Raw genomic sequence first — 26616 nt, forward strand, 5'->3', positions numbered from 1 at the left:
TGATGGGGTGCCGCTCCCGGTGGGGCGGCGCCCCGTTCGTCATGCCCGGCCGGCCCGGGATCCGTACATCAGCCGGCGCAGCACCGCTTCCGCGGGGCCCCGGCGGCCGCCCCGTTCCAGGGCGTACGCCCCGGCCACCGTGACCAGCCAGACGGCGAACGCGAACAGCGCCATGGTCGCGCTGCTCAGATGCTGCCCGAGGCCGAGTCCCCAGGCGGCCAGCACCGGGGCGAAGAGCAGCGAGTGGGCGAGGTAGCAGGACAGGGACCGTTTGCCGACGGCGGCCACCGCCGTCACCGCCGTCGTGCCGCGGCGGGGCCGGCGGGTGGTCCACCAGTGCGCGAAGAGGGCGGCGGCCGCGACGTATCCGAGGCCCCCGGCGTTGCCGGTGATGTCGCGGAGGGCCGTGAGCGCCCCGGATTCGCTCTGCATGTCGTCCGGCACGCGCAGGACGCCGATGTGGGCGAGGGCGGCGGGCAGCGCGCCGAGCCAGCCGGCCGCGACGCCGATGACCGCCGTCCGGCGCAGCAGCGTGCGGTGGCGGCCCGGTTCCTCCAGGATGCGGCGGCGCGCGGCCCAGAAGCCGAGCAGGAAGAGGATGTACCCGCCGCCGACGAGGGTCAGCGTGGCGGCGGCGAAGGTGACGAACAGGCCGGTCTCGAGCCGGGTGCCCGCCGCGGTGAGCCAGTTTTCCTCGTCCGATGCGTACGCCTTGAAGCCGGCCTCGGCGTCGGCGTCACCCAGCGTGCCCAGCTCGCCCTGGAGCAGCGCGGCGATGACGGGCCCGGCCGTGACGAGCAGCATCAGAGCGACTCCGATCCAGATCCACCACGTCAGGGCGCGTTCGCCGCGCCGCAGGAAGGCCAGGCCCAGCATGAGGCTCAGGACGCCGTAGAAGCCGAGAATGTCCCCGGACATCAGCAGGGTGGCGTGCGTCAGGCCGATGACGATCAGCCAGAGGCTGCGCCTTCGCAGGAGTTTCGCGGCGTCGCGCCCGTCGGTGCCGGCGGCGGTCTGCCGGAGGTAGAGCTGCATCATGCCGTAGCCGAAGAGGAAGGCGAAGAGCGGGTAGATCCGCAGGTCGAGCACCATGATCATGGTGAACTGCACCGCGTGGTCCAGCCACGAGCCGTCCACGGGCTGCCATCCGGACGGCCCGTGCCGGGCCGCCCACAGGTGGAAGGCCGTGTTGGACAGCACGATGCACAGCAGCATGATCCCGCGGGCGAGATCGGGGGCGAGCGCCCGTTCGCTGGGCCGTACGCCCCCTCGCCGCAGCGGTCCCTCTTCGGTCGCGATCGTCATGGCCCTCACGCTAGGAAGGCGGGGCCCGGCCGGACATCGGCCGGAGGGCGAGCGGGCGCCGACCAAAGGATGACGCCCGTGCCCGCCCGCGCGACCAAAGCCGCACCGCCGCCTCACACCGGTCGGGTCCGGCCCTCCCAGTACGGCTCCCGCAGCCGTCGCTTGTACAGCTTGCCGTTGGGGTCACGGGGCATCTCGGTGATGAAGTCGACGCTCCTGGGCCGCTTGTAGCCGGCGAGCCGGTGCGCGCAGTGGTCGAGGAGGTCGGCCGCGAGGGCGGGCCCGGGCCGGTGTCCGGGGGCCGGTTCGACGACGGCCTTGACCTCCTCGCCCCAGTCGTCGTGCGGGATGCCGAAGACGGCGGCGTCCGCGACGGCGGGGTGGGCGAGCAGGGCCGACTCGATCTCGGCCGGGTAGATGTTGACGCCGCCGGAGATGATCAGGTCGATCTTCCGGTCGCGCAGGAAGAGGTAGCCGTCCTCGTCGAGGTGGCCGAGGTCTCCGACGGTGAAGAAGTCGCCGATGCGGTTCTTGCGGGTCTTGGCCTCGTCCTTGTGGTACGAGAAGCCGCCCGTGTTCATCTTCATGTAGACGGTGCCGAGTTCGCCGGGCGGCAGCCGGTTGCCGTCGTCGTCGAAGATCGCGAGTTCGCTGATGGGCCAGGCCTTGCCGACGGTGCCGGGTTTCTTCAGCCAGTCCTCGGCGGTGGCGAAGGCGCCGCCGCCCTCGCTGGCCGCGTAGTACTCCTCCACGCAGGGGCCCCACCAGTCGAGCATGGCCCGTTTCACATGGTCGGGGCAGGGCGCGGCGCCGTGGATGGCGTGCCGCATGGAGGAGACGTCGTAGCGGTCCTTCTCCTCGTCGGGCAGGGCCAGCAGGCGGTGGAACTGGGTGGGGACCATATGGGTGTGGGTGCAGCGGTGGCGGTCGATGAGGCGGAGCATCTCCAGAGGTGTCCACTTGTCCATCACGACCAGTCGGTGGCCGATGTGCAGGGACGCGCCCGCGAACTGGAGGACCGCCGTGTGGTACAGCGGCGAGCACACCAGGTGCACGTTGTCGTCGAACGGCCGGATGCCGAAGATGCCGAGGAAGCCGCCGAGGTAGGCCTCCTCCGGAGGTTTGCCGGGCAGCGGACGGCGGATGCCGCGGGGGCGGCCGGTGGTGCCCGAGGTGTAGTTCATGACCCAGCCGAGGGTGCGGTCGGCGGGCGCCGACCCGGGCTGTCCGTCGAGGAGTTCGGCGTACGGGCGGAAGCCCTCGACCGGGCCGACGGCATATCGGTGGGTGGCCGGGAGTCCGGCTTCGTCGGCGGCGTGGCGTGCCGCGTCGGCGAAGCGTTCGTGGGCGAGGAGGATTTTGGCGCCGGAGTCGGAGACGATCCAGGCGATCTCCGGTCCGACCAGGTGGTGGTTGACCGGGACGAGGTAGAACCCGGCCTGACTGGCGGCCAGGTACGCGGTGAGGAACTCGACGCCGTTGGGCAGGACCACCGCGAAGGTGTCGCCGCGTTCCAGCCCGGCCGCGCGCAGGCCGTGGACGAGCCGGTTGGCGTCGGCGTGCAGGCGGCCGGCGGTCCACTCCTCGCCGTCGGGAGCGACCAGGACCGCGCGGTCGGGGTCGGCGGTGGCCTGGGCCCAGAAGCCCGCGGGAACGCTGTTGTTCACTGGCCGCTCCTTCCAGCGATGCGGTTGATGCGGTCCACGGCCTGTTCGAAGCCACGGGTGAGGTCGTCGAAGACGGCCTGGACGCTGCGTTCGCTGTCCATCCGGCCGACGATCTGCCCGACCGGGGTGCCGAGCAGGGGGTCGACCTCGTACTTCTGGATGCGTGACACGGCCTCGGCGACCAGCAGGCCCTGCAACGGCATGGGCAGCGGGCCGGGCCCGGCCGGGTCGTCCCAGGCGTCGGTCCACTCGGTGCGCAGCTGGCGTGCGGGCTTGCCGGTCAGCGCGCGGGAGCGGACGGTGTCGCCGGAGCCGGCCGCGAGCAGCTTGCGGGTGAGAGCGGGCGAGTGGAGGTCCGCTTCTGTGGTGGTCAGCCATATAGAGCCCAACCACACACCTTGAGCGCCGAGGGTGAGAGCGGCAGCCACCTGCTGTCCGCTGCCGATGCCGCCGGCGGCCAGCACAGGGAGCGGGGCGACGGCGTCGACGACGTCGGGGGTGAGCACCATGGAGGCGATCTCGCCGGTGTGGCCGCCGGCCTCGTAGCCCTGCGCCACGACGATGTCGATCCCGGCGTCCTTGTGCTTGCGGGCGTGCCGGGCGCTGCCCGCGAGAGCCGCGACGAGGACGTCCTGGTCGTGGGCGCGGGCCACGACGTCGGCGGGCGGGGAACCGAGGGCGTTGGCGAGGAGGCGGATCGGGTAGTCGAAGGCGACATCGAGCTGGCTGCGGGCGACCTGCTCCATCCAGCCGGTGATGCGCCAGCCGGACGCCTCGCCCTCGGCGAGCTCGGGCACGCCGTGTTTGGCGAGGGTGTCCCGGACGAACTGCCGGTGCCCCTCGGGGATCATCGTCTCGACATCCGCCTCGGTGACGCCCTCGACCTTCTTCGCCGGCATCACGACGTCCAGGCCGTACGGTCGGCCGTCGACGTGCGCCTCGATCCAGTCCAGGTCGCGTTTGAGCTCGTCGGGGGCTGTGTAGCGGACCGCGCCGAGCACGCCGAAGCCGCCGGCCCGGCTGATGGCCGCGGCGACGGCGGGGAACGGCGTGAAGCCGAAGACGGCGTGCTCGACTCCCAGTTTCTGGCTCAGCTCCGTCTGCATGGGCGCAGGATGCCGGAGTCCTCCGGAGGACGGAAGAGGTTTTCTGATACTCCGTCAGATTCATTCGGTCGATTCATGGCGGCGCGCGGCGGACATACTTCCGTGGACATCCGAGGTGACTGGGACGAAGGGGCGTGCTGTGACCGAGGGAGCGGCGGACAGAGCGACTCGTGGTCGACTGACCCGGCGTCAACTGGGCCGGGAGGCCATGGCACTGGGCGGTGCGCTCGCCCTGGCCTCCTTGCCGGCGGGCCCCGCCGAGGCCGCCCCGGCGACCGGCCACCGCCCCACGCTGCGGCACGGCTCGGCCGCACGCGCCGGGCTGCTCTCCTCTCATCTGCGCCAACTCGTCACCGACGCCGAGGCGTTCCTCGACCCCTCCCCCGAGCACCCCTGGTACGCGGGTGCCGTCCTGCTCGCCGGACGGGGCGGCACCGTCGCCCTGCACCGGCCCATCGGCATGGCGGTGCGCTACCGGGCCTACGACGAGAAGACCGACACCGGCGTCGAGTTCCCGGTCGGCGAGCAGATCCCCATGGCCGAGGACACCGTCTTCGACCTGGCGTCGGTGTCGAAACTGTTCACCTCGATCCTGGCCGTGCAGCAGATGGAGCGGGGCGGGCTGGAGCTGGAGGCGAAGGTCGCCTCGTACCTGCCGGACTTCGCACGCGCCGGCAAGCAGGACATCACGATCCGTCAGCTCCTCACGCACACCTCGGGCTTCCGCGCCTGGATCCCGCTGTACAGCGCGCCGACGCACGAGGAGAAGCTCCAGCTCATCTGGAACGAGGCGCCGGTCAGCGCGCCGGGCACGGCGTACTTGTACTCGGACCTGAACCTCATCTCGCTCCAGCTCGTGCTGGAGCGGATCACGGGCCGCTCCCTGGACGTCCTCCTGCGCGACGAGATCACCGCGCCGCTCGGCCTGCGCCGCACCCGCTACAACCCGCCTGCCTCCTGGCGGCCGAGGATCGCGGCCACGGAGTACGCGCGCCCTCCGTGGTCCGGTCTCGACCGGGGCCTGGTGTGGGGAGAGGTGCACGACGAGAACGCCTCCAGCCTCGGCGGGGTCGCGGGCCACGCGGGCGTGTTCTCCGACGCGTGGGACCTCGCGGTCCTCGGCCGTACGCTGCTCAACGGCGGCGTGTACGGGCGGGCCCGGATCCTGGAGCCGGAGTCGGTGGAGCTGATGTTCACCGACTTCAACACCGCGTTCCCCGGCGACGAGCACGGCCTCGGCTTCGAGCTCTACCAGCACTGGTACATGGGCGCGATGGCCACGCCGCGCAGTGCCGGGCACACCGGCTTCACGGGCACCTCGCTGGTGCTCGACCCGACGACCGATTCGTTCCTCGTCGTCCTGGGCAACTCGGTGCATCCGGTGCGGAGTTGGCGATCCGGGTCGGCTCCCCGGGTGGCCGCCGCGAACAACCTGGCGCGGGCCGTCCCGGTCCGGCCGGTGCGGGGACGCAGGGCCTGGTTCTCCGGGATGGCGGTCTCCACCACGGCGACTCTCACCCTCCCCACGCTCGACACGTCGTCCGGCCGGGCGCGGCTGCGCTCCGCGCTGTGGTGGGACACCGAGCCCGGAACAGACGTGCTGGTCCTGGAGGCGACGGCGGACGGGGGCACCACCTGGCAGCCGGTGCCCTTCACGACGTCCCGCCGGGCCGAGGACCCCGGGCAGCACCCGTCGGGCTCGGTCACGGGCTGGTCCGGCCGCGTCTGGCACCGGCTCACCGCCGACCTCCCCGCCGCGCGCCGGCTGGTCCTGCGCTGGCGGTACGCGACGGACCGGCGGTACGTCGGCCGCGGGGCATACGTGGACGGGCTGCGCGTGGACGCTGCCGACGGCGTCCTCTTCGACGAGGCGCGCCCGGCGGACGCGGCCCGCGTCCGGGCGGTGGGGTGGACGGCGTCTGCCGACTGAGGGGTCACCGGGGTTCGTTCTCCAGTACCGCCATGGCCGCGTTGTGCCCCGGCACCCCGCTCACGCCGCCCCCGCGTACCGCGCCGGCCCCGCACAGCAGCACGTTCGTGTGCCGGGTCTCCACGCCCCAGCGGCCGGTGCCGTCCTGGGCGTGGGGCCAGCTCAGCTCGCGGTGGAAGATGTTGCCGCCGGGCAGCCCGAGGTCCCGTTCCAGGTCGAGGGGGGTCCGGGCCTCGATGCAGGGCCGTCCGTCCGCGTCGGTGGCCAGACAGTCGGCGAGGGGTTCGGCCAGGTGGGCGTCGAGCTGGGCGAGTGTCGACTTCAGCAGCTCCGCGCGTACGGCGTCGTTGTCCCGCTCGAACAGGCGGGCCGGGGTGTGCAGGCCGAAGAGGGTGAGCGTCTGGTAGCCCTGGTCGGCCAGGTCGGGGCCGAGGATGGTCGGATCGGTGAGCGAGTGGCAGTAGATCTCGGAGGGCGGCGCGGCGGGCAGGTCACCCGCGGTGGCCTGGGCGTGGGCGGTGGCCAGCTGCTCGTAGCCCTCGGCGATGTGGAAGGTGCCGGCGAACGCCTCGCGCGGGTCGACGGAGCTGTCGCGCAGCCGCGGCAGCCGCGTGAGCAGCATGTTCACCTTCAGCTGGGCGCCCTCGGCGGGGGCCGGGGGTGTGTCGCCGGTGAGCTCCGCCAGGGCCTGTGGGGAGGCGTTCACCAGGACGTGCCGGGCGGCGACCGTGCCCTCGCCGTCGGCGGTGCGGTAGGTGACCTCGGCCTCCTGGCCGTCGGTGGCGATGCGCAGCGCCTCGTGGCCGGTGGCGAGGACGGCGCCCGCGGCGCGGGCCGCGTCGGCCAGTGCGTCGGTGAGGGCGCCCATGCCGCCGACCGGCACGTCCCAGTCGCCCGTGCCGCCGCCGATCACGTGGTAGAGGAAGCAGCGGTTCTGCTTCAGCGACGGGTCGTGGGCGTCGGCGAAGGTGCCGATGAGCGCGTCGGTGAGGACCACACCGCGCACCAGGTCGTCCGCGAAGTGCTCCTCGACGGCGGCCCCGATCGGCTCCTCGAACAGCACCCGCCAGGCCTCCTCGTCGTCGAGGCGGCGGCGCAGTTCCTCGCGGGTGGGCAGCGGCTCGGTGAGGGTCGGGAAGACCCGCTGGGCGACGCGGCCGGTCATGCCGTAGAACTCCTGCCAGGCCCGGTACTCGCGGTCGGATCCGGTGAGCCGGGCGAACGCCTCCCGGGTACGCCGTTCACCGCCGCCGACGAGGAGGCCGGCGGGCCGACCGTCGCGTTCGGTCGGCGTGTAGGAGGAGACGGTGCGGGTGCGAACGCGGAAGTCCAGCCCGAGGTCCCGGACGATCTTCTTCGGCAGCAGACTGACCAGGTACGAATAGCGGGACAGCCGGGCGTCGACCCCGGCGAAGGGCCGGGTGGACACCGCCGCGCCGCCGGTGTGGTCCAGCCGCTCCAGCACCAGCACGGAACGGCCGGCCCGGGCCAGGTAGGCGGCGGCGACCAGGCCGTTGTGGCCACCGCCGACGATGACGGCGTCGTACGTCCGGTGTGCGCGGGGTCCCAGGGGTGCGGTCATGGTTCTTCGTAACACGGGGTGATCCAGGTCGGCCAGACGAAGGGCGACCGGGCATCCCGACAGTGCGACACGGCTCGGCGGACGCCTGCCGGCCGCTCGCCGCTCACCGCGCGCAGTCACCTCCGGCACACCATGCCCGTCACCACCCGGCCGGCACCCGCTGCCCACACACTGCCACCACTCGGCAGAACAAATCGCGTCACCGCCCAGCCGACGCCCGCTGCCCGCGCAGGGCCGCCACCCGGCGGTACAGGGCCACGGCCTCGTCGCCGCGGCCCAGTTGCTGGAGGCAGTGCGCTTCGTCGTTGCGGCTTGCGAGGGTGTCGGGGTGGTCCGGGCCGAGGACGCGTTCGCGGGCGGCGGCCACCCGCCGGTACTCGGTGAGCGCGTCGGCCCAGCGGCCAAGCCAGCCCAGGCCGACGGCGACCTCGCGGCGGCTGACCAGGGTGTCCGGATGGTCGGGGCCGAGGACCCGCTCGCGGACGGCGCTCACGTCACGGGACTCGGCGAGGGCCTCCTCCCAGCGGCCGAGCCGGCCGAGGTTGACACAGCACCCGTGGCGGGCGCGCAAGGTCTCGGGGTGGGCGGGGCCCTGGACCCGGGTGCGGTCCTCGGCCAGGGCGCTGTAGAGGTCCAGGGCCTCCGCGCTGCGGCCGAGCCGGCCCAGGCTGATGCCGACCTCGTGGCGGGCGGCGAGGGTGTCGGGGTGCTCGGGACCGAGGGCCCGGGACCGGGCATCGGCGACCTCGCGGTAGGTCTCCAGAGCTTCTGCCCAGCGGCCCAGCTGGCCCAGCGCGTAGGCGACTTCGTAGCGGGTGACCAAGGTGTCGGGGTGGTCCGGGCCGAGCACCCGGGAGCGGGCGGCGGCCACTTCACGGGCCATGCGGTAGGAGTCCTCCAGGCGGCCGAGGCGGCTGAGGTTGAAGGCGAGGTTGTGCCGGCAGCGGAGCGTGTCCGGGTGGTCGGGACCCATGGTGCGCTCCCGGGCGGTGAGCACCGACGTGTACACCCGGTGGGCGTCGAAGGGGCGGCCGAGCTGGCCGAGCACGTAGGCCATCTCCTGGCGGGCCGCGAGCGTGTCGGGGTGGTCGGCGCCGAGCGTGCGGATCCTGGCCTCGGCGACGTGCTTGTACTCGCGCAGGGCGTCCGGGGCGCGACCGGTGCGGCTGAGGGTGAAGGCGACCTCGTAGCGGCTGGCGAGGGTGTCCGGGTGGTCGGGGCCGAGGAGGTGCTCGCGTTCGGCGGCGACGGCCCGGTGCACCTCCCCCGCCTCCGCCCAGCGGCCGAGCCGGCCGAGGCTCAGGCCCGCGTTGTGCCGGCCGGCCAGGGCGGTCAGGACCTCCGGGGGCGGGGCGGGCCGCTCCTCGGGGGCGGGTTCCTCGACCGGGCCGGTGGCGGGTCGCGCGATCCACTCGCCGGACAGTCCGGCCGCCGGGTCCGGTGGCGTGCTGCGCAGCCCGGTTCCGGCCGCCTTGTGGCCGGTGGTCATGCCGCGGGTCCAGGACGGCAGCCGGCCGGCGTGCGCCAACTCGTCCGGGGCGGGCCGGGCCGCCACGACGGTCGGCACGTAGGCGGGCGCGGCCCTCTGCGCGCTGATCCGGCGGGCCAGCTCGCGAGCGTCGCCGGGCCGTTCGTCGGGTTCCTTGGCGAGCAGGTCCAGGATGACCCGCTCGAGGTACCCGGGCAGTTCGGGGCGGTGCTCGCGCGGCGGGCGTGGCGGGGTGTCGCGGTGGCCGACGAGGATCGCCCAGGCGTCGTCGAGGTCGAACGGCGGTACGCCGGTGGCGATCTCGTACAGCACGCAGCCGAACGAGTACAGGTCGCTGCGCTGGTCGACCTCGGTGCCGCCGATCTGCTCCGGGGACATGTAGTGCGGGGTGCCCATGGCGATGCCGGTGCCGGTCAGCCGGGAGGTGAAGCCGATGTCGTGGCCGAGGCGGGCTATGCCGAAGTCGCAGATCTTCACCGTGCCGTCGCCGATCCGCACGATGTTTGCGGGCTTCAAGTCGCGGTGGATGATGCCCTGTTCGTGGCAGTAGGCGAGGGCGGCGGCGACCTGCTCGGCGATTTCCACGACGTCCGCGACCGGCAGCGGGTGCTGCTTGTTGTCCTCCAGGAGCTGGCTGAGGTTGCGGCCGTCCAGCAGCTCCATGACGAGGTAGAGGACGCCGTCGGACTCGCCGAAGTCGTGCACGACGGTGATGCCGCGGTGCTGGAGCGCGGCGGCCACCCGGGCCTCACGGCGGAACCGCTCCCGCAGCACGCGGGTGAACGCGTGGTCGTGGTTCGGGCCCAGCGGTTTGAGGCACTTGACCGCGACGTGCCGGCCCAGGGACTCGTCCCGGGCCCGCCACACCTCGCCCATGCCGCCGCGCCCGATCAGGTCGAGCAGCCGGTACCGGCCGTGGATGAGCCTGGTCTCCCCCATGTCGCGCGACGCTCCCCCCGGTAGCTGTTCGCCCGCCCCTCCCCTGGCCCACTCAGTATGGCGGCCTATCGTCCGAGTTTGTACGGTGCCGGGCGCGCGTCCGGGCCGAGCCTCGCCATGGCGCGCAGGATGTGTTTGGGCGGGAGTTGCCACCGCACACGTGCGGGAACGCGGCGCAGCAGGAGGCCGGTGAGACGCAGTTGCCGGGTGACGGTGGCGGGTGCGGAGGCCGGTCTGCCGTACAGCTCGTGGGCGTACGGAGGCAGGGAGGCGTACGCCAGTTGTGCCACGCGCCGCCACAGCACCTCGCGCAACGGTACGAGAAGGGGATGCGTCGGCGGGCGGAGCAGGAAGTCGTCCACCTCGCGTGCCTCGGGCCCGGCGGCCAGTTCGGGGCGCACCTTCTCGAAGTACGCCGCCAGTTCGGCCCGGTCGGCGGGCACGGCGGCGGGGTCGAGGCCCACCAGGCGTGCGCTCTCCCGGTGTTCGGCGACGTAGCGGTCGGCCTCGGCGTCGGTGAGCGGGAATCCGGACCTGCGCAGGACGTCCAGATAGGAGTCGATCTCGGCGCAGTGCACCCAGAGGAGCAGACCGGGTTCGTCGACGCCGTAGCGCTCACCGGTGTCCGGGGCGGTCGCCGTCAGCAGGCTGTGGATCTTCCGGACGCGGGCACCCGCCCGCTCGGCGGCCTCGGTGGTGCCGTAGGTCGTCGTGCCGACGAAGTTCGCGGTGCGCATCAGGCGGCCCCAGGCGTCACGCCGGAAGTCGGAGTTCTGCATGACGCCGCGTACCGCGCGGGGGTTCAGGGCTTGGAGGTAGAGCGCCCGGATGCCGGCGATCCACATCATGGGGTCGCCGTGCGTCTGCCAGGTCACCGAGCTGGGTCCGAACAGCCCGGGGTCCGCGCCGGTCATGCGACTCACCTCCGCCCCGGCGCCCACCATGACACAGTTCGAACAACCGGTCGACACCGCCGGGTTCACCAGGCCTGCCGTCCGATTGTTGAGATTTAACCCACCCGGGTCAAGGTTTGGTAAGGCTCTCCTTATATGCTGACGCCGCCGATCAAGCCCCACCGGGCAGCTGCGGCATGCCCTACCTCCGCACGACAGGACTGACATGCGCACCACCTCCCGCGGTCTCATAGCGGCACTCGCTCTCACCCCTCTACTGGCCGGCTGCTTCGCGCCGAGTGACAGCGGTGGCGGCACGGGGGCCGGAGCGGGATCGGGCGGGCGGTTGCGGGTCGCGCTGGCCGTGCCGCCGGTACAGGCGCTGTCCCCGTACAGCAACGACGCCACCGTGCTGAGCAAGCTGTCCGTCGCCGAGGGCCTCACCGCCCTCGACCGCAACGGCACGGCCAAGCCCGCGCTGGCGAAGTCCTGGAAGCAGGACGACGAGACCACCTGGACCTTCGAGCTGCGCAAGGCCGAGTTCCAGGACGGCACCCGGTTCACCGCCCAGTCCGTGGTGAACGCCCTCGACCACGCCGGGCAGGCCAAGCCCAAGCCCCGCGTGCTGAGCGACGTGGCCCTCACCGCCAAGGCCGAGGACACCGACACCGTCACCCTCACCACCAAGTCCCCCGACCCCGTGCTGCCGCTGCGGCTGGCCAGTCCCGCACTGGCGATCCTGTCGGCGAAGGCGTACGCGAAGGACGGCGCCGTCAGCCCTGTCGGCACCGGCACCGGCCCGTTCGAGATCACCCGGCTCAGCGGCAAGACCAAGGCGAAACTCGACCGCTTCGACGGCTACTGGGGCGGCAAGGCGAAGGCGCCCGGCATCGACGTGAGCTGGATCGCGGACGGCACCGCCCGCGCCAACGCGCTGCGCGGCGGCGAGGCCGACATCGCCGAGTGGATCCCCACCGCCCAGGCGAAGTTGCTCGACAAGGACACGCGGCACGAGGTGCCCTCCGTGCGCACCGACAGCCTGATCCTCAACACCGGCAGCGGTCTGTTCACCGACGCCGGTCTGCGCGCGGCCGCCCGGGAGGCCGTCGACGGTTCCGCCCTGGTCGACTCCGTCTTCGGCGGGTACGCCGACCCCGCGAAGGGTCTGTTCGGGCCCGCCGTGCCGTGGGCCGCCGACAAGCGGGTGGACGTGACCGGCCGCGCCAAGGCCGGCACCGCCGCCCAGGTGAAGGCCGGGGCCAAGGGCAGGACGCTGCGGCTGGCCACCTACACCAACCGGGCCGAGCTTCCCGAGGCCGCGACCGTGCTTCAGCAGCAGCTGGAGAAGGCCGGGTTCACAGTGAAGCAGGACGTGCGCGAGTACACGCAGATGGAGGCCGACCTGCTCGCCGGGAAGTACGACGCGCTCGTCTTCTCGCGGGTGACGCTCCTCGACACGGGTGACGCGGTCGACTATCTCGCCAGCGACTTCACCAGCGAGGGCGTCTACAACATCCCCGGTCTCAAGGACGCCGCCGTGGACAAGGCCATCAGGGCCGCCGCCGCGGAGCGCGACACGAAGCGCCGCCAGGAGAAGATCATGCGGGCGGAGGCGGAGATCCTGCGGACCGACGCCGTGGTTCCGCTGGTCCACGAGCAGGCCGTGCAGGGTATCGCCACCGGTGTCGAGGGCGTGATCCTCGATCCCCGCGAGCGCTCCCTCATCGACGTCGACACGCACGTCGGGTAACGCATGAGCGTCGCCCACGCCCCCGCCGCCCGCCTGTCCCTCTGGCCGGCGGCGGTCGGCCGTGTGCTCGCCGGTGCGGCGCTGCTCGGTGCGGTGGCCCTGCTGCCGTGGCTCACCGGAGCGGACCCGGCCCGCACGGTGCTGCGGGCCCGCTCCGCCGACCAGAACCCGACGGCCGCGGAACTGGCAGGCGTACGGCAGCAGTTGGGGCTGGACGAAGGGCCGCTCGCCCATCTCGCGCACTGGCTGGGCGGCCTGCCGCGCGGGGACGCGGGCGTCTCGTGGGTCTCCGGCGAACCGGTCATGCCGCAGGTGGGGACCGCCCTGTCGGTCTCCCTGACGCTGATGCTGGGCGCACTCGTGGTGACCGCCCTGGTGGCCGCGCTGGTGTGCGCCCGCACCGTGTTCCTCGGCTCCCGGCGCCGGCTGCGGCAGGACCGCACGGGCACCACGGCCGCCGTGCTGGCCGCCCTGCCGAAGTTCCTGCTCGCCTCGGTACTGGCCACCGTGTGCGGGGTGTGGTGGGGGTGGTTCCCGTCCAGCGGCTGGGAGGGGCCGCAGTCGATGGTGCTGCCCTCGCTCGCCCTCGGCATCCCGTCGGGCGCGATGCTCGGCGGGCTGCTCGACCAGGCGCTGCCCGCCGCCTTCCACGAACCGTGGGCGCGTACGGCGTACGCCGTCGGACTCCCGCCCGGCCGCATCGCCCGCAACGCGCTGCGCCGCACCCTGCCCGGCATGCTGCCGCAGTTGCTGCCGACCGTCGTGGCCCTGGTCGGCGGTGCGGTCGCCGTGGAGAAGATCTTCAACATCCCGGGGCTCGGCCGGCTCGCTCTGGAGGCCGCCGTCGCGCAGGACCTCCCGGTCCTCCAGACCGCGACCCTGGCGCTGGTCCTGCTCGGCGTGAGCGCCGGCATCCTGATCCGGGCCCTGCGCCACGCGCTCCTCGGCCGCCCCCTGCGCGACGGCGCCCTGCCCGCCCTGCACCGGCCCCCGCTCATCGCGCCGCGCTCCCTGCGCTGGATCACCGCGGCATGTTCCGTGGCCCTGCTCGCCCTCGTCACGGCGGGCCTCCTGCGCGACCCCTTGCAGGTCGACACGGCGGCGCGGCTGGTGGCCCCGTCCGTCGAACACCCCCTCGGCACGGACGCGCTGGGCCGGGATCTGCTGGCCCGGCTGGGCCACGGGGCGCTGCGCACGGCCGGTGTCGCCCTCGCCGTGACGGCGGTCAGCGCGGTCACCGGACTCCTGCTGGGCATGGCACCGCGGGCGAGCGCCGGTCCGACGGAGGTCGTGTCGACCCTGCCCGCGGTCCTCACCGGACTGCTGACCGCGGGCGTGACCGGGCCGTCGGTGTGGGGCGCGGCGTGTGCGGTCTGCGTGGTCGGCTGGAGCCCGTACGCCGCCCAGACCGCCGCGCTGCTCGAACAGGAACGCGCGAGCGGTCACATCGCCGCGTCCGTCGCCCTCGGCGCGGGACGGCTGCACCTGCTGCGCCGCCACCTGCTCCCCGCGGTCCTGCCGGCTCTCCTCCGCAACGCCCTGCTGCGGCTGCCCACCACCGTCCTCGTACTGGCCTCGCTCGGCTTCCTGGGCCTCGGCGAGCAGCCGCCCACCCCCGAGTGGGGCCGGCTCCTGTCCGAGAACCAGCCGTACGCCGAACTCGCCCCCTGGACGGTGCTCGGTCCGGCCGCCGCGCTGGTGGTGCTCTCCGTGCTGGCCGTGACGGGCAGCGCGCTCGGGCACGGGAAGGGCGCGCGAGGCAGATAGCGGGCGCACCCGCGGCCGCTGCGGTTGCGCCGTCACTCCGTAAGGACCAGCCGGCACGTCTCCCCCGGCTGGACGCTGACCGCACGGTCCGGCAGCTCGATGTCGATCGGCATGAGGTCGGACGGCGGCACGGCGATCTCCAGTCGTCCGCTCGTCAGCCGCAGCCGGATGCCCCAGTGGCCCTGGTAGCGGATGGAGAAGCCGTACGAGGACAGCCCGGGCAGCGGAACGGGGTCCAGCCACAGCGCCCCGGAGCGGGTCTCCAGCCCGGTCAGACCTCGCTGGACCAGATCGAGGGTGCCGACCATGGCGCCCAGGTGGATGCCCTCGCCGGTGGTGCCGCCCTGCAGGTCGGCGATGTCGCCACGCAGAGCCTCCTGGCAGAAGGTCCATGCCTCGGCGCGTCGGCACCGGGCCAGAACCCAGCCGTGGACCAGGCCGCTGAGGGTGGAGCCGTGGCTGGTGCGGGCGAGGTAGTAGTCGACCGTGCGCCGCCATGTCTCCTCGTCCAGCTGGTGGCCCAACCGGCGAAAGAGACTCTGGAGTTCGACGGGTGAGAACAGATACCCGAGCATGAGCACGTCGGCCTGTTTCGACGCCTTGTAGTGGTTGACGGTGTCGCCCTCGGCCTCCAGGATCCGGTCCAGGCGCCGGATGTCGCCGTAGCGCCTGCGGTGGTCGTCCCAGTCGAGTTCCGCCAGGTCGCCGTAGCCCTCGAACTGGCTGATGACACCATCGTGGAAGGGCACGTGGAGTCTCCGGGAGACGTCCTCCCAGTGGTCGGGTTCGCTGTCGTCCAGAGCGGCGCGTTCGACGAGTTCACGGCGGCGGGGTTCGGGCAGCGTGCGCAGCACCTCCAAGGTGCGGGCGAGCACCCAGGCGGCCATGACGTTGGTGTAGGCGTTGTCGTCGAGGCCGGGTCGCTCGGCGCCGGGGTAGGCCTCGTGGTACTCGTCGGGGCCGACCACGCCCCGGATGCGGTACCGCCCCAGTTCCTTGTCCCAGAGGGCCGAGTCGGCCCAGAAGCGCGCGATGTCCAGCAGCATCTCGGCGCCCTCGGTGTGCAGGAACTCGGCGTCGCCGCCGGCCTCGCAGTACTGCCACACGTTGTACGCGATCGCCGATCCGACGTGGTGCTGAAGGTGGGTGTGGTCGGGCAGCCAGCGGCCCGAGCGCGGGTTGAGGTGGAGTTGTTGTGTCTCCTCGCCCCCGTCGCTGCCGCTCTGCCACGGATACAGCGCGCCACGCCGGCCGATGGCCCGGGCCGCGGCGCGAGCCCGGTCCAGGCGCCGGTGGCGGTAGCGGAGCAGGGCTCGGGACACCTCGGGGAAGTGCAGGTTCAGATACGGCAGGACGAAGAGCTCGTCCCAGAAGACGTGCCCGCGGTAGGCCTCGCCGTGCAGTCCGCGGGCCGGGACGCCCACGTCCAGGTCGGCCGTGTGCGGGGAGAGGGTCTGAAGCACGTGGAAGAGATGCAGGCGCAGGATGTGGCCCGCTTCCCCGGGGACGTCTAGTTCGACCCGGCGCCACAGCTGGTCCCAGGCGGTGCGGTGGGATTCCAGCAGTTCGTCGAAACCCGGTGCCGCGCTCACCCGGTCCACGGCTGCCTGCAGTGGGTCGCTGATCGCGGGGTCGCGCGAGGTGTGCAGGGCGATGGTCTTGTCGACGGTCGCAGTGCGGCCGGCCGTCAGGGACAGCACGAGGCGCTGAACCGCGCGCGACGGTTCGTGGTCCTCCGCGACCGGTGCCCGAGCCGTCAGCCTGGCGGCCATGCCGATGCGGATGTCCGAGGTGCGGGTCCGGCAGCGCAGCCACACCCTGCCGGGCACGTCGGTGCCGGTGTGCACGTGGGTCAGGTGGCGACCGTCCAGGTCCCGGTAACGCGGCACCCCGGCATTGGTGACGCTCCCGTCGAGCGCGGCCTCGACCTCCAGCTCACCGGTGAAGTCCTCGGCGGTGAACTCGGTGCGCAACGCCGCGAGGTGCGGGTCGGCCATGTGCACCAGTCGCTGCTGCCGTACGGACAGGGCTCCCCCCTGCCCGAGGGCGTACCTGGTGCGGCGTTCCAGCAGTCCCGAGTCCAGGTGGAGAGTCAGACGGTGGTCCAGGACGGTCGTCGTGTCGGGCGTGAGCCACTCCCCGTCCGTGAGGCGGAAGCGCAGCGGGAGCCAGTTGGGGACGTTGACCAGATCCTCGTTCTCGACCCGGCGTCCGGCGACCTCAGAGGTGAGCCGGTTGTAGCACCCTGCCACGTACGTGCCCGGATAGTGCACGTCGTCCGCGGCGCACTCGGGCAGCGCCCCGCGGGTGGCGAAGTAGCCGTTGCCTAGAGTGCACAGCGACTCCCTCAGCCGCTCGTCGGCCGGACGGTATCCGTCGTACTCCCAGGTTCCGTCGTGCTCCCAGGCTCCGTCGTCTTCCCAGGCTCCGTCGTACGCCCGGGTTCCGTCGTACTCCCGCCATCCGTCGTACTCCCGCGTCCGGTCCGTCACGAGGCTGTCTCCTCTGCGAAAGGGGCGGCGAGGCCCGACGCTTTCCCATTCTCTCCTCGTCGGGCCGGCCGCGCCGCTCGGTGCGGGCGCGCTCACACCCGCTGAGGCACGACGGCCACGGGGCACTGGGCATGGTGCAGCAGCGTGTGAGCCACCCTGCCGAGCTGGAGCCCGAAGTGGCCCTGTCGACGCTGCGCTCCGACGATCACGAGGTGGGCTGCGGCCGACAGGTGCACCAGCACCTTGCGGGCGGATCCCTCCGCCGTCGTGCGGCGCACCCGGACGCCGGGGTGGTCGGCCGTCGCGTCACGGAGCAGTTCGTCGAGCTCGGCGCGAGCCCGCTCCTCGTGGTGCTGGTCGAGCGCCTCGGTGAGCGCGGCCGTGTCGTCGGCCTCGTACGCGGGACAGCGCCAGGCCCGGACCACATCGAGGGCGCACCCACGGGCCTCGGCCTCACGGAAGGCGAACCGAACGGCCTCCCCACTCGACTCGGGGTCTCCGGCGCCGAGAAGGATCCGCTCGTGGGTACCGCCCCGGCCCGCCTTGTCGCCCCGTACCACGATCACCGGGCAGTGCGCGCGGGCCGCGACGGCCAGCCCGACGGAGCCGAGCAGCAGTCCCTTCAGCTCGCCGCGGCCCCGCGACCCGGTGATCAGGGCGGTGGCGTTGTTGCCCTCGTGCAGGAGCGCGTCCGCCGCTTCGGCCAGGAGGACGTCGGTGGACACCTTCACGTCGGGGTTGCGCCGCCTGGCGCGCTCCGCGGCGGAGGCGACGATGCGGTCGGCCGGCACCTGCCCCGTCGGTCGGTCCACACCGACCGACGGTGTGATGCCCTCGTATCGCTCCCAGAGGAAGGCATGGACCAGCCGCAGCGGAAGACCGTGCCGGGCGGCCTCGTCCACCGCCCAGTCGATCGCCGGCAGACTGCCGTCCGATCCGTCGACACCCACAACCAGGGGGAGTTCCATCGTCATCGTTCCCACCGCCTCGTCACCGGGCAGCTTGCAGAGCCACTCTCACCGTCGCACCCCTGGCCGCCGGACACGAGGGGCTGACCGGCCCTCGCCGGGACCGTTCGGGCCCGGCGGCCGCGCCGCGGTCGTCGGATCTCACCGAGGAAGCCTGTCAGACGGTGATCCGGCGCCCGGTGACGCCGACCGGCTCGACGCACAGCCACAGTGCGCGCGGGCCTCCGGCCCATGGGGTGCTGTACGCCTGCTGCTCCAGCCGGGCTGCCTCGTCCGGGTCCGTCACGGCCCTCGCGGGGCCGCGCACCAGCACGCTCCAGCCCTCGCTGAACGCCTCGTCGATACGGTCCACCTCGAAGGCGACCCGATGGCCGGCCGCCTCCGAGGGTGTCGTACCGGGGTCGGTCCGGAAGACGATCTCGCCGTCGACGACGCTGTAGTTGACGGGCACGACAACCGGTCCGGAGGGTGTGGGCAGCGCGAGACGTCCCACCCCGTGCGTCGAGAGCAGGGAGCGGCACTCCGCCTCCGACAGCTCCGTGAAGCGTGGTGTGCGGGCGGCCTGCCCGAGGCCGGGTGGCAGCTCGGTGTCGCCGCCGGTCAGGCGCCACACCGTGGTCTTCAGTGCTCCGGCCAGCCGGAGGAGGGTGCCCGCGCCCGGGGCCGCGGTCGGCTGCTCCTCCAGGTACTGGAGGTAGGCAGGCGCCATGCCCGCCCGCGTGGCCGTCTCCTGCCGGGTCAGGCCGAGTTTCGTGCGGCGCTGGGTGATACGGCGCCCGAGATCCCCCACCGGGCGCCCCTCCACCGCCTGCGACGAGGCCCCTTCGGTCATGGCCCCTCACCTCTCTCCTTCGTCAGGCCGCCTCGACAGGGACGACCTCCTGATGCTGGTCTCCACCGAGCACGACCTTGAGCGCACCGGTGCCGTCGGCCCGGGCGAAGACGTCGTACGCCTCTTCCATGTGGGTCAGCGGGAAGGTGTGCGTGACCAGCTGCCCGGTGGGCAACCGGCCGGCGGCGGCCATGCCGAGCAGCGTGGGGGTGGAGTATGTGTCCACCAGACCGGTGGTGATGGTGACGTTCTTGATCCACAGTTCTTCCAGGTGCAGGGTCGCGGGCTTCCCGTGCACGCCGACATTGGCCACGTGCCCGCCCGGCCGCACCGTGCGCGTGCAGAGCTCGAAGGCCTCCGGCACGCCCACGGCCTCGACGACCACGTCCGCGCCCAGCCCGCCGGTGAGGTCCGAGATCAACTGCTCGGGGGCTTCCCGGGCGTCCGCCACCGCGTCCGCGCCGAGCTTCCTGGCCGCTTCCAGCCGCGCGGCGGCGAGATCTACGGCGACGATCCGCTCCGGTGCGAACAGCCCGGCCGTGGCGATGGCCGCGAGCCCGATGGGGCCGGCGCCCACGACGGCGACGGTGTCCCCGGGCCGTACGTGCCCGTTGAGCACGCCCACCTCGTACGCGGTCGGGAAGATGTCGGCCAGCAGCACGGCGTCCTTGCTGTCCAGGGCGCTGGGCAGCTGGTGCACGGACAGGTCGGCGTACGGCACGCGGACGTACTCGGCCTGGGTGCCGTCGATCAGGTGGCCGAGGATCCAGCCTCCGCCGCCCCGGCACTGGCCGTACATGCCCTCGCGGCAGTAGCGGCAGCGTCCGCAGGCGGTGATGCAGGAGACGAGCACCCGGTCTCCCGGCCGTACCGTGCGCACGTCACCGCCGACGTCGACGATCTCACCGACCGCCTCGTGTCCCAGCACCGTGCCGGGGCGCACCTCGGGCACGTCGCCCTTGAGGATGTGCAGATCGGTACCACAGACGGTGACGGCGTCGACACGCACGATGACGTCGGTCGCTTCCTCGATACCGGGGTCCGGGACGTCCTCCCACGCGGACTGTCCTGGGCCGTGGAAGACGTAGCCCTTCATGGCGTTCCCACCTTCCTGGCGTGGCGGCGATGCCGGAATCGCACCGCAATTCCAGCTTGTCGCGGACGAGTGTGAGGCGCATGCGCCGGACGGTCCCCTCCTCGGCCCGGACGGTCACTGCGGCGGGCTGACCGCGCCCCCCGCCTCCGCTGTCGCGATCGGTCAGGACCGTTCGTGGACGACCGCGACGGGGCGGGCCGTCGACGCGGTGGCGCGCGCTGGCCAAGGTCGAAACCATGCGGCGACCGGAGGTGCGGGCCAACGCCGAGACCCGCCCGAGAAGCGCCGCCCGCGCGCACCGGTTCGGTGCGCAGGGCATCGGGCTGTGCCACACCGAGCACATGTTCCTCGGCGAGCGCCACAAGCTGGTCGAGGAGATGATCCTGGCCCGCACGGGCGGCGGGCGCGACCGGGCCCTGGCGGAACTCCTGCCGCTCCAGCGGCGGGATTTCAGCGGCATCCTGGAGGCTATGGACGGCCTGCCGGTCACCATCCGCCTGCTGGACCCGCCGCTGCACGAGTTCCTGCCCGCCCGTACCGAGCTCGCGGTGCGGATCCCCGCCGCCGAGGCGCGCGGCGACCTGCACGAGGAGGACCCGATGCCCGGGCTGCGGGGCGTGCGCCTCGCCCTGGTCGTTCCCGGTCTCGTCGTCATGCAGGTACGGGCCATCGGCGAGACCGTCGCGGAACGCACGCGGGCCGACGGCAGCTCCCGGACCGGTCTCATGGTCCCGCTCGTCGGGGACGTCCGCGAACCGCGGATCGTCCGCGAGGAGGTGCAGCGGGTACTGGGCGAGGTCTCCGCCGCGTCCGGCGTCCCCGTCAGCTGCCCTGTCGGGACCATGATCGGGCTGCCCCGGGCGGCGCTGACGGCGGTCCGGATCGCCGCGGAGGCGGAGTTCTTCTCCGCCTGCCTCGACAAGGGCGTCTTCTCCGTCTCCCCGTTCGGGGCGCTCGACCGGGACGGTGTGGGCCGGCTGGTCCGGATGGCCGTCGCCGAGAGTCGCGCCACCCGGCCGGACCTGAAGATCGGCGTGTGCGGCGAGCACGGCGGCGACCCCGATTCGGTGCACTTCTTCCACGCCGCCGGACTGGCCTACGTCTCCTGTTCGCCGTTCCGTGTCCCGGTCGCCCGTCTGGAGGCCGGACGGGCCGCGCTGGAGGGAATCGGCGTGAGCTACGGCCGGTGAACGGGAGTCACGCTGCCGGAACGATCAGAAGGAGTGGAGCACATGACTGGCAAGGACATCGGCACCGAGGACGGCACCGACTCCGTACGGGTGCGCACCGAGGGTGACGTGGACGAGGAGTCGCTCGCGTACGTCCGGGAGAAGGTCGCTGCCGCGCTCGACCGTCCCGGTCTGCCGCCCGTCGGCGGCGAGGTGCGGGTGAGCAGGGCTACGGCCCAGCACGTGGACCTTCCCTGGTCCGCCGGGGCCGAGATCCAGGTGGGCGGCGACCTCGTCGTCGTCCACGCCCGCGAGGCGAGCGCCCGCGAGCTCGCGGACCGTCTCCACGACCGGCTGCGCAGCCGCACGGAACGCGCCGCGCACCGCAGGGACGCGGCTCGCAGGACGGCCGCGCCGCCTCCGTGGCGGGGTGGCCCGCAGGGCTGAAGGGCCCAGCGGGGCCTGCCGGGGCGGGCCCCGCCGGGCCCTGGTGGTCCGGGCCGGACGGTCCCGGAGGGGGACCTTCGGCGCCTGGGGCGGCGCCATGAGCCGTAGGACAGTGGAGATCACGGGTGGCGGGCCGTCACCTGCGGCGCCGCCGCTCCCGCCCGACCGCCGCCGTACGTCCACGGAGGCCTCTCACAACGGAGGCGTACGCCATGACCCGACACGACGGCGGAAGCACGGCCCCGGCAACCACTGCCGCACCCTCCGAGACCACCGCTCCGGGTCGGGACCGGTCCGGTTGCCCTGGACGCGGCCATGGCACTCCCGCTTCCTGGACCGCTCCCCGACCCGTAATCGCCAGTGGTACTCCCTGCCCCGCTACGGAAACCGCACCAAGGTCCGCCGCCATCAGGCGCGCACAACGACAGAGCGGCCCCATTACGGAGAGCTGACGGAGGAGCCCTCAGCTGACTCGGGCGTCTTCATACGAAAGGCCGGGCCGGGGACGCTCTCGATGTCCTTCGCTTGCACCGGGTGGCCTCGTTCGCAGCGAACCTGAACGTCGACGGGCGCGCCGCACTCGCGGTGCCGCGCCAGTACCGCCGGCCCCTCCGGGTCGGCACGGTAACGGTCACCCCACTGCAGCAGCCCCATCACGGCCGGCACCAGATCCATGCCCTTAGAGGTGATCACATACTTCGGCCGACTCCGCGAACCGGGCTCCTTGTACGTCTCGGTCGCCAGGATTCCTTCCCCCACCAGCATCCGGAGCCGCGTCGCGAGGAGGTTGCGAGGACAGCCGAGGACGCGTTCGAAGTCACTGAAGCGGGACGAGCCGTACCAGACCTCGCGCAAGATCAGGATCGTCCACTTCTCGCCCACGATCTCAAGAGTCCGCGCGATCGAGCAGTTGGACGTGTCCCGGTCGAGTCGGTGGTCCATGCCCGTGTCCTGAAGAACTTCGGTCCACGCATCCATGGGAGCGATTCTAACCGAGTTTGAGTTTACTTTTAGATACTCAACCATTGGTGTCACGATCGGCCACTCGACCCGTCAGCGCACGAGAAGCATCAAGACTTCCCAGCGCCCGGCGGAGCACACGCCCCTCACCGACGGGACGTCACGGCCCGCCTGGGATCGGGTACCCATCTCGGCCCGTAAGCCATGCACATTGCCTCACGGGCATAATATTATATGCGTCAGACCATGAACTAAGCTCGGATTGCAAGGCAACGGCCTTGACTGCAGGGCAACGGCCTTACATTGCGACGGGAGGAAGCTTGTGGCGCGCTACGCCAAGGAGCACAAGCAGGTGACGCGGCAACGGATCATCGAGAAGGCCGGCCACCGATTCAAGCAGGACGGGATCGACGGCTCGGGCATCTCGACACTGATGGCGGACGCCGGGCTCACCAACGGAGCGTTCTACGCCCACTTCGCTTCCAAGGACGACCTCGTCGCCAACGTTGTCGCCGAGGAGCTGCGCACGCAGGTGGAGAGGTATGACGGGCTGCGGCCCGGCCGACAGGGACTCGAGGACTTCGTTCACGGCTATCTGTCGCCCGAGCATCGCGATCAGCCGAGCACCGGATGCCCCTCCGCCGCACTGCTCGACGAGATCGGCCGCTGCGCGGACGGCACCAAGCAGGCGTACACCGAGGGCGCGACGGCCATCGTGGAAGAGATCGCCGCCCGTCTGGCGCCCGCGGATCCGCAGTCCGCTCGCGGCAAGGCCATCGGGCTCTTCACCATGATGGTGGGGACGCTACAACTGTCCCGCGCCCTCACCGATCGTAAGTTCGCCGACGAGGTCCTCGAGCAGGGAATCGAGAACGCCCACACGCTCATGCGCTGAGAGCGACGGCCGAGCCGCAACAGTGCTGGTGGTCGACCTCCGCCGGGCGATACCGCGAGGACATTGAGTTGAAGTTGCTGACCCACAGAGCGCCGTTGTGGAATCTGAGCCCGTTGGCGCCGATCGGCAGGGCTTCGGTCGGCACCGGCGCGAGAGCGGCATCGGTCCGCCACGGGGTCGCCGATCCGCCCGAGATGGGAACGGACCAGATGATGCCCTTCAGGCTGTCCGCGATGCAGAGGGTGCGTCCGGCCGCATCGATGGCCAGCCCGTTGGGGCCCGAGTCGGCGGGCAGAGCGGCGATGCGCTGCGGGGTACCGCCCGGAAGCAGCTTGTACACGCCGTTCCTGGCCGCGTTGCCCGGGACCCACACGCTGTAGTAGACGGTGCCGTCATCGCCACGGGTGTTGCCGCTGATCGCCTCACCCACCTGCCCGGTGACGAGCACTGTGCGCTCTCCGGACGGGGAGATACGCATCAGCTGCGGCCCATGGGTGCGCTGGCACACCGCGCAACTACCGAGCATGGACAGGGTAACTGAGCCGTCGGGGTTGACGGTGATGTTCTCGGGGATCTCGCCGGCGGCGTAGTCGAACGTCGCCGCGGTCGTCACGTCGGTGACAATGGATCCGCCGCTGTACGAGCGTCCCGTCCCTGCGGACGCGGACGGCGCCGACCCCAGGACGGCCGCCATCGCGGTGGCCGCCAGCGCGATTCCGGCGTTCTTCTTCAGAAAACGCCTTGCGCTCGATGCACTGCGCCGGGCCGTTTGCCGGCGTTGCTGCTGTATGACTCTCCTCGGCAAATCAACGAGTGACTGATCAATGGACTTTCGGAGACTTGGGAGATGTCGAGCACAACGGAGACATTCGGATGGAAACGGCACCCCTTGAAGCCGGACCGGGATGTCAGGTGGGCAGGCGGTTGTTCTTGCGGATCTGCTTGTCGAACGCTCCGGCGGGGACGAGGCGGCGCGCCGTGGTGACGCGTGAGGCCAGCGGGCCGGCGGCGTAGCGCAGCTTCGGCTTCTTGTCGGTGGCCGCAGTGACGATCACCTTGGCGACGACGGCGGGGTCGTCGCCGCCCTTCATCGCATCCGCCATCACCTCGTCGAAGATGCGCCGTCGCTCCGCGTACAGAGGCAGCGGCGCGTCGGGCTGCGCGGCGTTGGTGTCGAAGCTGGTTTTGGTATAGGCGGGCTGAACGAGGAGGACCCGGACGCCGTGCTCGCGGACCTCGTGGTCCAGCGACTCGGAATAGCCCTCGATGGCGTGTTTCGCGGCGACGTAGATGGCCATGAAGGGCTGGGGGGCGACCCCGAGGACGGACGAGATGTTGATGATGCGTCCACCGCCCTGGGCACGCATGTGCGGCAGGACGGCCTTCGTCATACGGATGACACCGAGGACGTTGATGTTCAGGACGTTCTGGGCCTGGGTGACGGAGTTCTCCTCGACGGCGCCCGCCGAGCCGACGCCTGCGTTGTTGACCAGGACGTCGATGCGTCCGAACCGGTCGATCACCTCTCCGACCGCGACGGTGGCCGAGTCGTCACTGGCCACGTCGAGATCGAGGTACGTCACACCGGCGGGCGGGGTGAGTCCGGAGGTCTTGCGGCCGGTTCCGATCACCTCGAAACCCGCCGCGACGAAGGCGCGGGCCGTCTCCTTGCCGATCCCCGATGAGGCACCTGTCACGAGCACCACCGGCCGAGTTGTCACCATCACGAACTCCCTAGTTTTACATTACGTTCGTATGCCTTACGTTCGTATGACCATATGGTGGTCGTCGGTCGATGGCAAGTGGTCACGCCCGGCAATCCGAGAATGATCGGGAGAAGGCCGGTCCTCGCATCACTCAAGACGGCAAGCGAACGGGCGTCTTCCCCCGTTCGACCCCCTCCCGTCACGTCTCTTCCGGCACGCATCGCCCACCCCCTTGCGCTCAGCGCGAAAGGCGACCAGCCGAGCGGGGCCTTGGCCGCCCACGACCAGCTCCTGCGTCACACCCGACCAACGGCCGGGCGTCCCACCAGTAAGGAGTCCCGCCATGAGCGTCACCCGTCACCGCGGCCCCTGACCGAACCGGCTGCCGACGCGAGCCCTCCCGTTCGGCGGCCCGGCGTGCTTCCAGTGCCGCGGCGTCCGAAGTCAGGGCCCCGGCTTGCAGGGCGGCGGCGATCCCGGCCACGACATGGTCGTGGCTCATGTGCCGATGCAGCAACAGAACCTCGATCAACGCGCGGGTGCCGACCGCGTCACCGTGCGCGAGGCTGGTGGCCTCGCGCCAGGCGTCGTGCACCGGGGTGAACTTCCCCGCCACCCGGGCCTGGTCCAGCGCAGGGGCCCCGGCAGCGCACCGGGCTTGCGCAGCATTCCTTCCAGGTAGTGGGCCAGGTCCAGGCGGCTGCCGCCGTGGGTGGCCGGCCGCTCGTGCCGGGCGACTTCAGTGCGGCCGCCACAGGCTGGGTCTAGGGATGTGGTGCGTCAGACGCGCTGCCCGGCGTCCAGCAGGGCGAGGGCGTTGTTTATCCCCTGATCGAGGAGCTCATTGGCGAGTTGACTGTCGGTCAAGGCGCGGGAGAGCTGCAGCGTCCCGGCCATCAGGCCGAGGAGGCTGAGCGCCTTCACACGTGCGGAGGACGGGGCCTCGGGCGCCATGCGGGCGGCAATGCCGTCGATGAGGACCAGCACGCCGCCGGTGTACGCCTGCCTGGTTGTGTCGGCGCAGCGCCCGATCTCGTCGAGCAGAGCGGCGTTGGGGCAGCCGTCGCCAAGGCTGTCGCGGTGCTGGGGCGACAGATACGCGCGCACAATCTGCTCGAGTCCCGCACGGCCGGGCGCAGCCCGCGCGACGACGTTCTCGGTCTGCGCCTTCAACTGGTCGGCGATTGCCGTGGTGACGAGGTCGTCTTTGGATTCGAAATGAGCGTAGAAGGCCCCATTGGTCAGCCCCGCGTCCTTCATGAGCGTCGAGACCCCGGAGCCGTCGATACCGTCTTGCTTGAACCGGCGACCCGCCGTCTCGATGATCCGCCGCCGAGTCTCCGCCTTGTGCTCTTTTCCGTACCGCACCACAGCACACGCCCCTTCACCGGCCGGAAGGACCGGTTGCCCTGCGCCAGTCTATGGTATTGCGAACGTAATCCAAAGAGTCGACCTGCTCCTGACCGCCGAGATCCGACGCGTACGCGTCTGCGGAGCAGGCCGCTGCCCGCCGCCGCGCTCGGCCGACGGTGACCTGCCACTGTTCAGACCTGACCGCCAGGCAGGAGGCGGGGTCCCCCGCCGACCGCCCATCCCCCGCGTTCTCTCCGACAGGCCCGAAGT

The 26616-nt window shown here is 71.9% G+C and carries 19 protein-coding genes and 2 pseudogenes; 7 read left to right on the forward strand and 14 right to left on the reverse strand.

Features of this window, described 5'->3' with window-relative positions; genetic code table 11:
• Nucleotides 1-39 precede the first annotated feature (39 nt).
• The 3 genes from ACZ6TU_RS34260 to ACZ6TU_RS34270 form a co-directional block, all read right to left on the reverse strand.
• Nucleotides 40-1305, reverse strand: a complete 1266-nt coding sequence (locus ACZ6TU_RS34260) for a DUF418 domain-containing protein (RefSeq protein WP_467679738.1) — start codon at nucleotides 1303-1305, stop codon at nucleotides 40-42.
• Between the two features lie 113 nt (nucleotides 1306-1418).
• Nucleotides 1419-2972, reverse strand: a complete 1554-nt coding sequence (locus ACZ6TU_RS34265) for an acyl-CoA synthetase (RefSeq protein WP_467679739.1) — start codon at nucleotides 2970-2972, stop codon at nucleotides 1419-1421.
• Nucleotides 2969-4078, reverse strand: coding sequence for an NAD(P)H-dependent flavin oxidoreductase (locus ACZ6TU_RS34270; protein ID WP_467679741.1), 1110 nt, complete (start codon nucleotides 4076-4078; stop codon nucleotides 2969-2971). Before ACZ6TU_RS34270 ends, ACZ6TU_RS34265 begins: the two co-directional genes overlap by 4 nt.
• Before the next feature lie 208 nt (nucleotides 4079-4286).
• Here ACZ6TU_RS34270 and ACZ6TU_RS34275 point away from each other — a divergent pair, with 208 nt between their 5' ends.
• Nucleotides 4287-6008 (forward strand): serine hydrolase domain-containing protein, encoded by a 1722-nt coding sequence (locus ACZ6TU_RS34275; RefSeq protein WP_469552768.1) that lies wholly within the window; start codon nucleotides 4287-4289, stop codon nucleotides 6006-6008.
• Between the two features lie 4 nt (nucleotides 6009-6012).
• Here ACZ6TU_RS34275 and ACZ6TU_RS34280 read toward each other — a convergent pair whose 3' ends face one another.
• The 3 genes from ACZ6TU_RS34280 to ACZ6TU_RS34290 all read right to left on the reverse strand — a co-directional run bounded on the left by ACZ6TU_RS34280 (nucleotide 6013) and on the right by ACZ6TU_RS34290 (nucleotide 10932).
• Entirely contained in the window at nucleotides 6013-7590 is a 1578-nt protein-coding gene (locus tag ACZ6TU_RS34280; protein ID WP_467679744.1) for a phytoene desaturase family protein, read from the reverse strand.
• A 199-nt stretch (nucleotides 7591-7789) separates the two neighbouring features.
• Nucleotides 7790-10018 (reverse strand): serine/threonine-protein kinase, encoded by a 2229-nt coding sequence (locus tag ACZ6TU_RS34285; protein WP_469552770.1) that lies wholly within the window; start codon nucleotides 10016-10018, stop codon nucleotides 7790-7792.
• 65 nt (nucleotides 10019-10083) lie between these two features.
• Complete coding sequence (locus ACZ6TU_RS34290; RefSeq protein WP_467679747.1) at nucleotides 10084-10932, reverse strand: oxygenase MpaB family protein; 849 nt, start codon at nucleotides 10930-10932, stop codon at nucleotides 10084-10086.
• Between the two features lie 205 nt (nucleotides 10933-11137).
• Here ACZ6TU_RS34290 and ACZ6TU_RS34295 point away from each other — a divergent pair, with 205 nt between their 5' ends.
• Together ACZ6TU_RS34295 and ACZ6TU_RS34300 are read left to right on the forward strand one after the other, a co-directional pair.
• Nucleotides 11138-12661, forward strand: coding sequence for an ABC transporter substrate-binding protein (locus ACZ6TU_RS34295; protein ID WP_469552772.1), 1524 nt, complete (start codon nucleotides 11138-11140; stop codon nucleotides 12659-12661).
• 3 nt (nucleotides 12662-12664) lie between these two features.
• A complete protein-coding gene (locus ACZ6TU_RS34300) occupies nucleotides 12665-14428 on the forward strand; it encodes an ABC transporter permease subunit (protein ID WP_467679751.1) in 1764 nt (587 codons plus the stop codon).
• A 32-nt stretch (nucleotides 14429-14460) separates the two neighbouring features.
• Here ACZ6TU_RS34300 and ACZ6TU_RS34305 read toward each other — a convergent pair whose 3' ends face one another.
• From ACZ6TU_RS34305 to ACZ6TU_RS34320, 4 genes are all read right to left on the reverse strand, one after another.
• The gene (locus ACZ6TU_RS34305; RefSeq protein ID WP_467679753.1) at nucleotides 14461-16920 is read right to left on the reverse strand and encodes a glycoside hydrolase family 65 protein; all 2460 of its coding nucleotides are present in this window, start codon (nucleotides 16918-16920) and stop codon (nucleotides 14461-14463) included.
• 92 nt (nucleotides 16921-17012) lie between these two features.
• Nucleotides 17013-17888, reverse strand: coding sequence for a universal stress protein (locus ACZ6TU_RS34310; protein ID WP_467679837.1), 876 nt, complete (start codon nucleotides 17886-17888; stop codon nucleotides 17013-17015).
• Nucleotides 17889-18045: 157 nt separating this feature from the next.
• Nucleotides 18046-18720 carry a helix-turn-helix domain-containing protein gene (locus ACZ6TU_RS34315; protein WP_469552775.1) on the reverse strand — a complete coding sequence of 225 codons (675 nt, stop codon included), beginning with the start codon at nucleotides 18718-18720 and terminating at the stop codon, nucleotides 18046-18048.
• 22 nt (nucleotides 18721-18742) lie between these two features.
• Nucleotides 18743-19816, reverse strand: a complete 1074-nt coding sequence (locus ACZ6TU_RS34320; protein ID WP_469552777.1) for an alcohol dehydrogenase catalytic domain-containing protein — start codon at nucleotides 19814-19816, stop codon at nucleotides 18743-18745.
• Nucleotides 19817-20028: 212 nt separating this feature from the next.
• On the opposite strand from ACZ6TU_RS34320, the pseudogene ACZ6TU_RS34325 reads away from it, so the two are divergent.
• The 3 genes and pseudogenes from ACZ6TU_RS34325 to ACZ6TU_RS34335 all read left to right on the forward strand — a co-directional run.
• Nucleotides 20029-21006: pseudogene (locus ACZ6TU_RS34325) on the forward strand (putative PEP-binding protein); the annotation flags it as partial.
• 42 nt (nucleotides 21007-21048) lie between these two features.
• The gene (locus ACZ6TU_RS34330; RefSeq protein WP_467679759.1) at nucleotides 21049-21432 is read left to right on the forward strand and encodes a hypothetical protein; all 384 of its coding nucleotides are present in this window, start codon (nucleotides 21049-21051) and stop codon (nucleotides 21430-21432) included.
• A 97-nt stretch (nucleotides 21433-21529) separates the two neighbouring features.
• A pseudogene (locus ACZ6TU_RS34335) lies at nucleotides 21530-21838 on the forward strand (hypothetical protein); the annotation flags it as partial.
• 32 nt (nucleotides 21839-21870) lie between these two features.
• Here ACZ6TU_RS34335 and ACZ6TU_RS34340 read toward each other — a convergent pair.
• The gene (locus tag ACZ6TU_RS34340; RefSeq protein ID WP_467679839.1) at nucleotides 21871-22374 is read right to left on the reverse strand and encodes a winged helix-turn-helix transcriptional regulator; all 504 of its coding nucleotides are present in this window, start codon (nucleotides 22372-22374) and stop codon (nucleotides 21871-21873) included.
• Between the two features lie 340 nt (nucleotides 22375-22714).
• On the opposite strand from ACZ6TU_RS34340, the gene ACZ6TU_RS34345 reads away from it, so the two are divergent.
• Nucleotides 22715-23287: a TetR/AcrR family transcriptional regulator gene (locus ACZ6TU_RS34345; protein ID WP_467679761.1), complete on the forward strand. Its 573-nt coding sequence runs from the start codon at nucleotides 22715-22717 to the stop codon at nucleotides 23285-23287.
• On the opposite strand, the gene ACZ6TU_RS34350 is transcribed toward ACZ6TU_RS34345, so the two are convergent.
• From ACZ6TU_RS34350 to ACZ6TU_RS34360, 3 genes are all read right to left on the reverse strand, one after another.
• Complete coding sequence (locus tag ACZ6TU_RS34350) at nucleotides 23277-23900, reverse strand: SMP-30/gluconolactonase/LRE family protein (RefSeq protein WP_469552779.1); 624 nt, start codon at nucleotides 23898-23900, stop codon at nucleotides 23277-23279. The genes ACZ6TU_RS34345 and ACZ6TU_RS34350 overlap by 11 nt on opposite strands.
• A 295-nt stretch (nucleotides 23901-24195) precedes the next feature.
• On the reverse strand, nucleotides 24196-25011 hold the full coding sequence (locus ACZ6TU_RS34355) for an oxidoreductase (protein WP_469552780.1): 816 nt from the start codon (nucleotides 25009-25011) through the stop codon (nucleotides 24196-24198).
• Between the two features lie 762 nt (nucleotides 25012-25773).
• A complete protein-coding gene (locus ACZ6TU_RS34360; protein ID WP_467679767.1) occupies nucleotides 25774-26364 on the reverse strand; it encodes a TetR/AcrR family transcriptional regulator in 591 nt (196 codons plus the stop codon).
• Between the last annotated feature and the right edge of the window lie 252 nt (nucleotides 26365-26616).

It is taken from the genome of Streptomyces sp. NPDC052064 (genome assembly GCF_055585925.1).

Bases quoted from the DNA above. Each gene is read 5' to 3' on its own strand.
- ACZ6TU_RS34260 (WP_467679738.1), bottom strand. From the start codon at position 1,305: ATGACGATCGCGACCGAAGAGGGACCGCTGCGGCGAGGGGGCGTACGG.
- ACZ6TU_RS34270 (WP_467679741.1), bottom strand. From the start codon at position 4,078: ATGCAGACGGAGCTGAGCCAGAAACTGGGAGTCGAGCACGCCGTCTTC.
- ACZ6TU_RS34275 (WP_469552768.1), top strand. From the start codon at position 4,287: ATGGCACTGGGCGGTGCGCTCGCCCTGGCCTCCTTGCCGGCGGGCCCC.
- ACZ6TU_RS34280 (WP_467679744.1), bottom strand. From the start codon at position 7,590: ATGACCGCACCCCTGGGACCCCGCGCACACCGGACGTACGACGCCGTC.
- ACZ6TU_RS34285 (WP_469552770.1), bottom strand. From the start codon at position 10,018: ATGGGGGAGACCAGGCTCATCCACGGCCGGTACCGGCTGCTCGACCTG.
- ACZ6TU_RS34290 (WP_467679747.1), bottom strand. From the start codon at position 10,932: ATGACCGGCGCGGACCCCGGGCTGTTCGGACCCAGCTCGGTGACCTGG.
- ACZ6TU_RS34295 (WP_469552772.1), top strand. From the start codon at position 11,138: ATGCGCACCACCTCCCGCGGTCTCATAGCGGCACTCGCTCTCACCCCT.
- ACZ6TU_RS34300 (WP_467679751.1), top strand. From the start codon at position 12,665: ATGAGCGTCGCCCACGCCCCCGCCGCCCGCCTGTCCCTCTGGCCGGCG.
- ACZ6TU_RS34310 (WP_467679837.1), bottom strand. From the start codon at position 17,888: ATGGAACTCCCCCTGGTTGTGGGTGTCGACGGATCGGACGGCAGTCTG.
- ACZ6TU_RS34315 (WP_469552775.1), bottom strand. From the start codon at position 18,720: ATGACCGAAGGGGCCTCGTCGCAGGCGGTGGAGGGGCGCCCGGTGGGG.
- ACZ6TU_RS34320 (WP_469552777.1), bottom strand. From the start codon at position 19,816: ATGAAGGGCTACGTCTTCCACGGCCCAGGACAGTCCGCGTGGGAGGAC.
- ACZ6TU_RS34330 (WP_467679759.1), top strand. From the start codon at position 21,049: ATGACTGGCAAGGACATCGGCACCGAGGACGGCACCGACTCCGTACGG.
- ACZ6TU_RS34340 (WP_467679839.1), bottom strand. From the start codon at position 22,374: ATGGACCACCGACTCGACCGGGACACGTCCAACTGCTCGATCGCGCGG.
- ACZ6TU_RS34355 (WP_469552780.1), bottom strand. From the start codon at position 25,011: ATGGTGACAACTCGGCCGGTGGTGCTCGTGACAGGTGCCTCATCGGGG.